Origin of the sequence: Micromonospora sp. L31 (genome assembly GCF_052068075.1) — a bacterium.
Lineage (GTDB): Bacteria > Actinomycetota > Actinomycetes > Mycobacteriales > Micromonosporaceae > Micromonospora > Micromonospora purpureochromogenes.
Map to the genome: position 1 here is coordinate 130,636 of NZ_JBQHDC010000004.1, position 11,214 is coordinate 141,849.

Below are 11,214 nucleotides of genomic sequence, written 5' to 3' on the forward strand. Positions count from 1 at the left end.
CGCTTACCGCAATCGAGGGTGCGGGCGGAGCCTGCAGTCCCATCGGAGAGCCCGCGTGGCTGACGGTCGGCGCCCACTCACTCTTCCTTGTCGTCCCCGCGCTGGCGGAGCGCTCGCTCGGCGATCCGGCTGGAGAGCTTGCCCGTCGCCCATCTGGCCCGGCCGAGGGTCTCGTTGCCGAGACGCTTCGCGACACCAACGCCGTCTGCTCCTGTCTCGAGCGCCTTGTCCCTCGCCTCGATGGCCGCGTCCGTCCATCGTCTCGCCTCCGATGACTGTCGATCGCCCTCGATCCCCAGCCGCCCGTGGAACTCGACGATGGCGATCGAGACACTGTTGCTCGACTTCACCACAGCCGGGGAGTCCATCGGATTCAGCAGCACCTTGGCGTTGGCTCTGCCCGCAGCCGCGTCCATCCGGGCCACCAGGCGCTCGGTGCACCGGGAGATGAGTTCCAGCCGGTTCTGCCGGGCAGCCCTCAGCCCGAGGCGATGCCCGTCCAACTCCCCCGGCGACGCGTCCAGCACCCGGTCGAGTTCAAGCACAGCGATCGCGTCCTGCAGCTGGAAGCAGCGAGCCAAGACGACGAGCCACTCCTGTCCCTTGGACTCTGCTTCCTTGGCCGCCTTGGCGAGATCACCGATCGTGGTCTTGCGCTCCAGCTTCTCCGCGAGTGCGTCGAGTTGACGCAACGCGTACGCCTGGGTTTCTGCGATCGTCGCCGGCGCGCCCTGCACCTTCGACCACGTGACCTCGTCGACCCGGCCCCTCGCCTCTCGGATGGTCATGGCCTCCTCGATAACGAAGCCGACACCGATCATGCGGGCCAGCACCGCATCCTTCTGGGCGCGCAGCACATCGTCGACCTTCTCGTCGATGGTGGCGAGATAGTCGGTGATCTCCTTCATGCTCTGTTGCATGGCAAGCTGCGCCATGATCCCCGCGGCGCCGGCCAGCACCGCCGGGTTGCCCGCGATCGCCGCCGGCCCCTTCGAGATCTGGAGCCATGACTGGATCGAGCCCGGCTGCCCCACCATCGCATGGCTGACGCCGGGAGTCTTGCTCTGCATCAGCCCATACTTCTGGACAAGCTCTGCGGACTCCTTGGTCAGCTGCACCCAGCGGCCGGAGTTGGCGGCAATCTCGGAACCGATCTGTGCGGCGGTAGACCCGGCTTTGAGGACGGAGCCGAGCCGTGGCATTCCGAGGTCCTTCGACGGCAGTCCCTCGGAGACGAGGAAGCGTTCGACAGCCGCCGGATCCCCGATGACTGCCAGCCCGTCGCCGTCACTGATCAGCTGAATCTCGTTACCCATTGTCGGCTCCTGACGTGCGGGCGGGGTGAGCAGCGACGCCCTCTGCTCTGTTCACTGCTTCGCTCTACGGCCACGGGTGGCCTTCGGCGGGCGCCACGAGGTGAGCGCCTCGTCGGTGAGGTGGAGGCGGTTGGTGGTCTCGGCGAGGAAGCCGGCGTAGATGTCCGCCGGCGAGGCACCCCACTCCGGGTCGAACTCGCCGTGCCACTGGCGTACCCAGGGCAGGATCTCGCGCAACCCCGCGACCAGCGGCAGCAGCCGGTCGGCGGCCCAGCCGTCCTCCTGCTCGCGGGCGACGATCAGGGTGGCCAGGGCCTGGGCCTGCTCGCGGTGGTCCCAGCCGGCCCAGCCGACCAGCAGCGACGGGTCACCGTCGCGGCTGGCACCCGGGTACGAGACGAAGCGCTCCTTGGGTACGTCGAGCTTGCCCCGGTGCTTCCAGAAGCTGCCCTTGAGGAAGTCCGCCGAGGTGTACTTCGGCGGCACCGGGATCTGCTTGCGGAACTCCCGCTTCGCCGCCTCGTCGGGCAGCGCGTCCTCCTGCCGCTGCAGGTCCCACACCTGCTCCCAGTCGGCCCGCTTGCTCAGGCCGGAGTCCTTGTAGCGCAGCGCGGCCAGGTGCGGCACGTGCTCGTCGGCGACCAGGTCGGCGATCACCTTGCCGAGATCCTGACCGGGCGCGTAGAGGTTGGCGACGGTGAGCACGTCGTCGTCGCGGCGCAGCTCGTCGGCGAGCTGGGCGGTGGTCAGCGGACGCGGCTGCTCCAGCCCGTCGACGTGCTGGTACCACAGCTCTCGCACCTCGCACCGGTCCAGCAGCCAGCCGCGCAGCGCCTTCGCCTGCATGACGTCCCAGCCCTCGCTGGCCCACCGCCGCTTGCACTCCGGCCGCTCGATCAGCCCGATGTTGCGGTTGCCCTCGATGACCGCGATCCGCCGCTCCACCACCGCCCGGTACTCGTCCGACCAGTGCGCCGGCAGCTCCGTGATGGGCGTCGACCCGTGCCGGGCGAACCACTGCGTCTCCGCCTCACCGGTGGCCATCTTGCGGGCGAGCACGATCTCGAACGCCCGCTCCCCCAGCTTCAACTCCGGCACCGAGCCGGCGGGAGCCGTCAACTCCTCGTCGAGCAGCCCGTAGAGGGAGTAGACCTGCCAGTCCAACTCCTCCTGCAACGCGATCATCCGTGCCCGAATCGAGTGCCACTCCCGCTTCGCGGCGTCGAGCCGCTCGCGGGTGGGCACGCCAGAAGCCACGACCGCCGCCGGGCTCACCGTGGCGAGCCGCTGCGCCAGCCCTTCCATATCCCGACTCAAGCCAAGGGGGTACGCCTCAGACAGCGGAAACCTCTCGATATTACTCCCGTTGAACTGGTGCCGACCTTCCCATGCTTCGTCCTGCACACCCCGACCGATCCCGCTGCCGCCCTTTGGCTGACAAACCTGCTTCAGCCAGAAACATCCGGTTGAGCTATTGAGAACACCAAGCAAGCCCAAGTGCTCGTCTTCGCTCGCACTCTGCGGAAGTTTGATAATTGGAGCAGTGCGGTTGAAGATCTTTCCACTACGGTCAAGCATGAAGTGATTCTGTGTAGCAATTTCTCCGAAAGCAATCGTCCATGGATGAGCATCTGCATCCTTAGGGAACTGGTGCCATTCCCACCACATGCGCCCGTCGCTCTGATAAGTGCCACCGCCGAAGGTGCCACGTCGCCAGAGTTCCGTCCTTAACGGCCAATAGTGGCAAACAAACGTCTCTTTGAGCGCGGCAGCGTCTAACAGATCTCTTGATTCTGAATATGGCATCACCATAAGATCAAAGCCGTCAGTCCCCCAGTCACGCACTTGTTCGCCGCGGTGCGCCTGCCTTGCCAGCAGCGCAGATCCATTCCGCCCCAACGGCCCCGATACTGGCAGGGTGAAGGCCTCGTCGGCGTGAGTATCACCGAATAGCCCGACGCGCTTGGCCTTGATCCCTATATTGGCTGCAGCGGAGCCCTCCAAGGCTCCAACAAGCTCTGCGGCACCGCCCCCGCTCAAGCTCCAAGGGTGTCGCCTCAACCGAGACCGCTCGATGTTGCTGACACTCAACCAATCACTTTCAGAGCCCGGCACGTCGATCTGAGAGACGACAGCTGTCCAAACAAGGCCTTGGCTCGGATCCCGTGGTGGCGTTGGCTCCCCACGGATTCCCATTACTGCGCGAACGGTTGCCTCCGGCCGTGGCTTGCGGTGACGTCCGGCCAAAATAACTGTAGGAGTGCCATGGCCCGGAATGTATGCGCCTGAAGTGTCAATGACATGCGTCAAGTCCACCTCGTGACCAAAGAACTGCTCGATCAGCCTCTTGCCGAACTCGCGCTTCGCGAACGAGTTCGCGGTAATCTGACCGACATAACCGGCTCCCCTGCCATTGCCGTCGGCCTGCGTGGCCAACTGAAAGAAGCGTTGGGCAAATGGCACTGAGAGGGCGTAGATACCTGCGCACGCACTATACATTTGGCGATAAAGATCGTTGAGAGACTTGTCTTTGACACTGATGTAGGGCGGATTGCCAACCACTACGTGGTAGCGACCATCTGCAAGTATGCCCGGGTGATCCTGCACGTCCTCGGTGCTGTACTGAAGGCGGGCGATCTCGTCGAACTCATCACCGAAGAGGAGGAGTTGGCGGCTCTTGATGAGGGAGTCACCCACCCCTAAGTGAAGCGGGAACACATGACCCGCCGAGTCGCTGAGGGTTTTGATATCGCAGGCGCAAAGGGCAGCGACCAAGAGGCGAAAGCGTGCGATGGCCACCGCGAACGGGTTGATGTCAACGCCGTGCACGGCGTCGAGGGCGAGGCGCACGCGCTCGTGCGGATCGCGGTTCGGGGCGTGCTGCTCCCACTCCTTCAGCAGGCGGCGGAAGGCACCGAGGACGAAGTGGCCCGAGCCGCAGGTCGGGTCGATCATCTTCACCACGTCGTGGCCGAACTCGTCGATCGCCGGGGTGAGCGTCAAGTCGAGGATGAACTCCTCGACGAACTCTGGCGTCTGGAGCAGGGCGTAGGTCTTGCGGGCCGCCTCGGACAGGTCCTGGTAGAGGTCGCCGAGGAAGCGGGTGTCCCACTCCGGGTTGGCGAAGTCGTGCACCAGACCACCGGCCTCACCGCGCCGGCGCCAGAAGCCGATCAGCTCCTTGGCCGCGTCATGGGACAGCGGGATCTGGTAGAGCGGGTTGTGCCGCTTGTCGAAGAGCGACTTGCCGGCCTGGGTGGTGGCGATGGCGTCGAAGCCCTGCTCCAGCCAGCCGCGCAGGGTTTCCTCGGGCCGGTCGCGGAAGAACTGGGCCTCAGCCTCCTCGGCCAGCACCAGCCGGTCCCCCGGCCCGGCCAGGTAGGGGTCGGGCAGTAGGCCGTTGTCCTCGCAGAAGCGTACGAAGACGGTGCCGAGCACCCAGGCGACGGCGACTTGGGTGACGCGCTCGTCCCGCCAGGCCGCCCAGGTGGCGGCGGTACGCCCGACCTTGAAGGCGTGGTCATACTCGCCACGCAGGCGGAGGCGCACCTCCTCGACCGACTCGGCCTGCTCCCGCAGGTCCTTTTCCAGGTTCTTGACCTGCTTCTGCAGGTCGGACAAGAGCAGCTTCCGGTCGATCACGCGACGACTCTAGTCGTCCCGTGGACGGGACGGGGGTACCCGTAAGGCCCAATCTGGCCGACGGGTCGCTACCTACGGCTCCCGCATCCAGAGCTTTGGATCGTTGACGAAGATGCCCTTGCCCTGGTGCCGCCAGATCACGCGCAGCGCTTCCAGCCGGACGTAGACCTGCTTGACCGTCGACGGACTGACCTTGTGCGTTGCGGCGAGCTGGGCGATCGAGGGCAGCTTGTCCCCCGGCTTGAGCTTCTTCGCCCTGATGTCGGCGACGATCTCGTCGGCAATACGGATGTAGTCGGCGGTAATCGGCATGACTCCCCCTGCGTGGCACGCCAATTCGATCACGCAAGGACACCCGTCAACAACTCTACGTTTGACTAAGACGACTTGGACAGCTAAGTTGGCTTCTGCCTCTCCCCTTGCGTGGCAACAAGGCACAGAGGTGATCCCCCTGGTCGGGGCGGGTGCACATGCCCGTCCCGACCCACCGGACTGCTCCGCGGTCGTACCGCTGATCTGAGCTGCGGCGGCGGAGCGGGCGGGCCGCCCGCGGCCGGCGTGCGGACGGCCCGCCCTTCCAGACCCACCGCAAGGACCTTCCCCGCTCCCGCCTGCCCAGGAAAGGAACGACGTGGCCCAGGTGTATCGAGGTGGCCAGCTCTACGGGACCGGTCGCCCGGCCCGGTTGACCCCACAGGAGGTGCGGACCCGCACCTTCGACCCGCGCCGCCGTGGCGCCGACCCCGATCAGGTACGCGAGTTCCAGGCCCAGGTCGCCGACGAGCTGACCGACCTCCACCAGGAGGTACGGATGCTCAGCCAGGAGAACGACCGGCTCAAGCGGGCGCTTCGCGACTGGCAGGCCATGCACGCCCGCGAGTGCCGGCCACCGAACTCCGGCCCCTGGTGACCGCGCGCCCCACCCCCGGCGACCTGCTGCTCGTTCACGGCCGCGCCTCGGTGCAGTTCGCCGGCGACCGCGCGCTGACCTTCCGCGTCGTCTCGGTGTCCGACCAACCGACGTACCACGGGTGGATCTGGCTGACCGGCTACGTGCTCAACCGGCGCGGCGAGGCGACCGCCAAACGCGAGATCTACGTCCAACTCGCCGGCCTCCGCCCCGCCCCCGCCCCGACGCCAGGGCTCACCGCAGCGTCCGTCCCCAGCCAGGGAGGAGTCTCTCCTGGGGGAGGGAGAAAACTCTCCCGCTTACGCGAAGGGTGCCCATCTGCCACTGTGGTCACAACCTGAAGACTGGATCGAGGTGGCTCCGATGGACGGTGACCCGGCGAACCACGGCTCGGTGCTTCGTGACTGGGACTCGCGCAGCAGCGTGCGTTCCAAACCGCGTCGCATCCTTGACGAGATACAGGGCGGCAAGGTGCCTTACCCCATCGATCTGACTCCGGTCGCATCCCACCGGCTGGTGCGAGGGCGGCGCCAGAGCCAGGTCAACGAGATCCTTGTCCGCCGCCTCTATCTCTATCTCGACTTCACGACGGTGCTGGAGCAGGAAATCGTCAACCCGGTTCTGGTCGCATTGTCCAAAGGTGAGGCCGGAGCGGATCTGCCGAACGTCATGCGGTTGGACGCCTACCGGATCTATGTCGACGAGGCGTATCACGCCCTGTCGTCTGTAGATTTGAATCTCCAAATCGAAGCGGCCTCGGGTGTTCGCTACCTTCGACAGTCGCGGCACCGGTTTCAGGTCGGCCTGGTCAACCTGTTGCAGCAGCGCAAGAGCATCGATCCACGACTGATCATGCTGGCTGCTGCCACTGTGTCGGAAACCCTGATCTCCGGCACGCTGTCCAAGATTCCGAGCGATCCGACGGTCATCTCCATCATTCGGGAGTCCATCGCAGACCACGCCGACGACGAGCGGCACCACCACGCATTCTTCGCCAAGGTTCACGAATATGTCTGGCCGCGGCTGAGCGAGTCGGAGCGCCGTACCCTGGCGCCAATGTACGGCGACTTCGTGATCGATTTCCTGATGCCCGACGTGCCGGCTCAGATCGGAAGCCTCGTCGCCTCCGGTTTCACTGATAGCCTGGCACGCCGGATCGCCTACGAGTCACTCGGGGATGGCGACCTCACTGTTGACGCGCGTCGCGCGTCTCGTGCCACGATGGCGCTGCTACGCCGCACCGGCGTTCTGGATTATCCGGAAGCCGTCGATCATTATGCGGACCTCGGGCTGATCGACCCGCCGATACTTGCGGCGTGACGTTACCGTTCACAATTCTGATCTGGAGAAGAGAGTTGACAAACGAAACCTACGCGACGGCCTGGAACGACGAGTACGGGAAGCAGGGAATCCCGTCCAGCCATCGAGATGAGCCATCCGGAGTGGTTCAATGGGCGCTCGCCAACGTTGGCTTCGTCACCAAGGCCAACGAGCAAGCACTGGATCTCGGGTGCGGGACCGGTCGTAATGCTCTGGCACTTGCACGCTCCGGCTACTCGGTGACTGGAATCGACTTTTCCCCCGCCGCCTTGAGCATCGCCCGCAGCCGACCCGGAGCCGATCAGGTCAAGTTCGTCGAGGGCAGTGTGACCGATCCGCTTCCGGTGGCGGACAACACCTGCGGTCTGCTGACCGACATCTTCGTGTACTTCCATCAGCTCGGCGACGAGCAGCGCCGGAAGTACCGCGAAGAGATGCGGCGGGTCCTGCGTCCCGACGGCGTCCTGATCGTGTCGCTCGCCACTGATCAGGATGGCTACTATGCGCAGTGCCCCCGGCTTGACGGCGACGAACAAGGCAGTTCGGTGGCGCTCACCTACGACCCACACGCCCGGGTCGGTAACATTCTGCTGTCCACCGCGCAGTTCCTCGCCGAATTCTCGGACTTCTTCGAGCTGTCTATGACATGGCACAAGCGCAAGATGGGGATCATGCATGGCCGGGAGTATCTCCGGCACACCGTGGCCGCCCTCTGGGTTCCGAAATCGTAGGCGTCCGCACTTGTCGGGCAAGAGGCGAGTGATCCTCGACTGCGATCCGGGCCATGACGACGCCCTCGCGATGATGTTGGCTCACGGCTGCGCGGAAATCGAACTCGCGGCCGTGACCACGGTGGCCGGCAACCGAGGGATCGAAAGGACGTCCAGAAACGCTCAAGTTGTCGCCACCGTGATCGGGATGCGAGACGTGCCCATCGCGGCCGGCTGCGCAGAGCCGATCAGCGGCACACGCATCGATGCCGCCCACATTCATGGCGTCTCCGGCCTGGACGGTCCTCACCTGCCCAGGCCGGATGTGCCGCTCGCTGACCGGCACGCCGTGGACCTCATGATCGATCTCATCATGGGCTCCGAGCCCGGCGAGTTGACCATCGTCGCGACCGGCCCAGCGACCAACCTCGCTGCCGCGCTCACGGAAGAGCCGGCGATAGCGAGTCGGGCGCACGAGGTCGTGCTGATGGGCGGCTCCTACACGACCGGCAACATCACGCCGGTGGCGGAGTTCAACGTCTACGCGGACCCGGCGGCCACGGCCACAGTGCTCGCTGCGGAGTGGGATGTCGTTATGGTGGGACTCGACGTCACCCATCAAGTGCTGGTCACGGCTCAAGTCCTCGAGCGGATCTCAGCGATCGCTACCGAGCCCGCTCGGTTCGCGGTGGCGTTACTGCGCTTCCTGGGCGCCCGATATGCCGAGGTGGAAGGCATGCCGCTCCCCCCGCTACACGACCCGTGCGCTCTCGCCTACGTCATCGATCGCGGCATACTGGAAACTCGCCCGGCCCACGTCGGCATCGAGCGGACCGGACAATACACCAAAGGCGCCACCGTCACCGATTTCAGCCTGAGGCTGCCCGGCGCGCCTCTGGTCCAGGTCGGGGTCGGAATCGATGTCGACCGCTTCTGGTCGATGATGCTCTCCTCGCTAGCCCGAATAGGCCAGCCTGCTACCAGAGATGACCGGAGATGACAGATGAACGATTCCAGTCAGATCGGCACGGACCGCTTGAAGCACTTGGAGTTCATCCAGGCCGTTGTGGGGCGACTGGCGAACAGTTCGTTGCTGGTGCGCGGCTGGTCGTTGACCATTTTGGCGGCGTTCCTCGCGATCCTGGCTACGAGGTTTCAGCCTAGGCTTGCCGCTGCCGCGCTTGTCCCCGTCTTGGCCTTCTGGCTGTTGGACAGCTACTTTCTCGCCAGCGAGCGGAAATTTCGCCGCCTCTACGAGGACGCGTGCCGACCGGATTCGCAGGTTCCGTCGATGTCCATGGACCTGAGCCCGTACGCGTCGCGAGAAACGTTGCTGTCGGCAGCAACCTCGACCTCCGTGTTGCTGTTCTACGCCCCGCTCATCCTGCTACTGGTGGTCCTGCTCGCAGTCACGGTCGTTGTCGGTTAGAGGCCGACCGCGGCCTTGATGCCGGCGTGGATCTTTCTGGCGATAGCGGCCGGCGTGCTTCCGTCATCTACGTGGACTGCGTAAAACTGCCGGATGAACGCGGGAGCGTCGGCCGGAAAGCGCGGGCCGTTGAGGAGCACGGGGATGATGGCCTGGCCGTTGTACACAGCGGTGGACACGGCGTGCCGGTACTCGAACCTTTCCCACGGGCCCAGGCCCTCGGCGCCGATGAACACCACTGTCGACCGGCAATTCTGCAAGGCCGCCTCCAATGCGTCCTGCACCAGCTGGCCAGGTAGCAGGTCGTCCCTGTCGAACCAGCAACGGGCGTTGAGTTTCTTGAGCTCGGTAGCGATCCGCCGGACCATGTTCACATCCGACGAGTGGTACGCCAAGAAGGCGTCCACCCGGGCCGTTGCGGGCCTCTTCGTGCCGGTCGCGGGTGCGGGCGCGGAGGGTTCTTCTTGACTCAGACCCCCCGCCGGCGGCAGCTCGGCCAACTCTGCGGCCAAGGTGCTGCGCAGCAAGCGGGTGAAAGTCCCGCCCTCCCGGGGTATCAGCCCGGCGTCGAGGCAGGCCCGAAACATCTGGGCGACCTCGGAACCCAGCGGGGCGAGCCCCCCCAGTTCGATGATTTTCATCATGCGGAACGCATCGGCGTCCGCGAGCGGAGCGTACCGCGCCGGGTTCTCATAGTGCTTCGCGATGTTGGTGGCGAGGTTGACCATGCCGGGCGCCGGGCGCTGCAGGGAACGATCGTGGCCGAGCCGCAGGTCTCGGTAGTGCGTGGCGTCGAACGCCAGGTCGATGTCCGCGAGTTCCTTGTCCCGGCTGAGGTGATAGACGAATCGGTCGGCGACTTCCCGCCCGTTCTCCGACGCCATCATCAACCCGCAGTAGCCGAGCTTGCGGCTCAACGCGTCGGCGGAGCGGATGTTTCCGCTCACGATCTCGCTGACCATCGCGCGGTCGGCCTCGTCGCCGTACCGCCCGAGCAGGTGCAGCGCGTGTTGCCGGATGAGCGGCACGGCCTCGGCCTCGGCGGCGCCGTTGACGAGACGTCGCAACTCGGCGAGCCCGACCGCACGGCTTATCGAGATCTCCCGGCCTGGCCCGGGAAGGTCGAGCAGGGTGCCGAAGAACAGGTTGACCGGATACTGCAAGTGACGCGGGACATTTTCGCAGTCGATCAGGTTGTTGTTGACGGCGCCGTCGCGCAGGAAACCGCTCCAGATCCGGAGCACGAAGGTGGCGGCGGAGAGGTTGTCGATCCAATCCAGCGCCTGCGAGGTCCCATCGAGGTGCACCGACTTCATGGCCGCGTCCATCGATCGCAGCATGGCGCCGGTCACGACATCCGGCGCGACCTGCGCTAGCTTTGCGAACCGGTCCGCCTCGCGCTTGAGCCGATCGGTGTAGTCTTCGCAGTCCTTCAGGCGAAGAACATAGTCGATCTCGCGCGGCCCGGCCAAGTTGCTGGCGATCTCTCCCAGGTGGCCGCGGGGAATCTGTTCCCGGCCCGATGCCCACCGGGTGACCTCTTCCCGGGAGCGCCCGATCATCCGCGCCAAGGCGGCTTTCGAACAGTCCGCCTCAATCAGGATCCGCTGCAGCCAGACGCTCGGCGTAATCGGCGCCGACGGGACGGGATCCGCTGTCTGCAATTGCTCTGCGATGGTTGCCTCGGCCTCCATGCCATCCCCTCGAACACGATGGAGTCGCATCGGCGCCGCCGCCATATCTGAGCTGACCACTAAGGCCGGCGACGAGTCCACCCGGCTTGGCCGGGCGGAGGGCTGGCGTGCCCGCCATCCCGGTCAATTCCGAGCAGTTTCCTCAGGAGCGGTTTCGTGATCTTTAAAGGCCTTGCCCTTCAGCCATAGTAGA

The 11,214-nt window shown here is 65.4% G+C and carries 9 protein-coding genes; 5 read left to right on the plus strand and 4 right to left on the minus strand.

Annotated features, from left to right (window positions below; all coding sequences use genetic code 11):
• Positions 1-77: 77 nt before the first annotated feature.
• The 3 genes from ACTMS9_RS13370 to ACTMS9_RS13380 all read right to left on the minus strand — a co-directional run bounded on the left by ACTMS9_RS13370 (position 78) and on the right by ACTMS9_RS13380 (position 5,270).
• Positions 78-1,316 (minus strand): hypothetical protein, encoded by a 1,239-nt coding sequence (locus tag ACTMS9_RS13370; protein ID WP_441165052.1) that lies wholly within the window; start codon positions 1,314-1,316, stop codon positions 78-80.
• 51 nt (positions 1,317-1,367) lie between these two features.
• Positions 1,368-4,958 (minus strand): BREX-2 system adenine-specific DNA-methyltransferase PglX, encoded by a 3,591-nt coding sequence (pglX, locus tag ACTMS9_RS13375; protein WP_441165053.1) that lies wholly within the window; start codon positions 4,956-4,958, stop codon positions 1,368-1,370.
• Between the two features lie 72 nt (positions 4,959-5,030).
• A complete protein-coding gene (locus ACTMS9_RS13380) occupies positions 5,031-5,270 on the minus strand; it encodes a winged helix-turn-helix domain-containing protein (protein ID WP_441165054.1) in 240 nt (79 codons plus the stop codon).
• Between the two features lie 319 nt (positions 5,271-5,589).
• Between ACTMS9_RS13380 and ACTMS9_RS13385 the strand changes: the two genes are divergently transcribed.
• The 5 genes from ACTMS9_RS13385 (at position 5,590) to ACTMS9_RS13405 (ending at position 9,327) form a co-directional block, all read left to right on the plus strand.
• Positions 5,590-5,868 (plus strand): DivIVA domain-containing protein, encoded by a 279-nt coding sequence (locus ACTMS9_RS13385; RefSeq protein WP_441165055.1) that lies wholly within the window; start codon positions 5,590-5,592, stop codon positions 5,866-5,868.
• A gap of 363 nt (positions 5,869-6,231) precedes the next feature.
• The gene (locus tag ACTMS9_RS13390; RefSeq protein WP_441165056.1) at positions 6,232-7,188 is read left to right on the plus strand and encodes a diiron oxygenase; all 957 of its coding nucleotides are present in this window, start codon (positions 6,232-6,234) and stop codon (positions 7,186-7,188) included.
• On the plus strand, positions 7,185-7,919 hold the full coding sequence (locus tag ACTMS9_RS13395; protein ID WP_441165057.1) for a class I SAM-dependent methyltransferase: 735 nt from the start codon (positions 7,185-7,187) through the stop codon (positions 7,917-7,919). The genes ACTMS9_RS13390 and ACTMS9_RS13395 overlap by 4 nt, the downstream gene beginning before the upstream one ends.
• 28 nt (positions 7,920-7,947) lie before the next feature.
• A complete protein-coding gene (locus tag ACTMS9_RS13400; RefSeq protein WP_441165058.1) occupies positions 7,948-8,898 on the plus strand; it encodes a nucleoside hydrolase in 951 nt (316 codons plus the stop codon).
• Between the two features lie 3 nt (positions 8,899-8,901).
• Complete coding sequence (locus ACTMS9_RS13405; RefSeq protein ID WP_441165059.1) at positions 8,902-9,327, plus strand: hypothetical protein; 426 nt, start codon at positions 8,902-8,904, stop codon at positions 9,325-9,327.
• Here the strand turns inward: ACTMS9_RS13405 and ACTMS9_RS13410 are convergent.
• Complete coding sequence (locus tag ACTMS9_RS13410; protein WP_441165060.1) at positions 9,324-11,021, minus strand: toll/interleukin-1 receptor domain-containing protein; 1,698 nt, start codon at positions 11,019-11,021, stop codon at positions 9,324-9,326. The two genes, ACTMS9_RS13405 and ACTMS9_RS13410, sit on opposite strands and share 4 nt — an antisense overlap.
• Between the last annotated feature and the right edge of the window lie 193 nt (positions 11,022-11,214).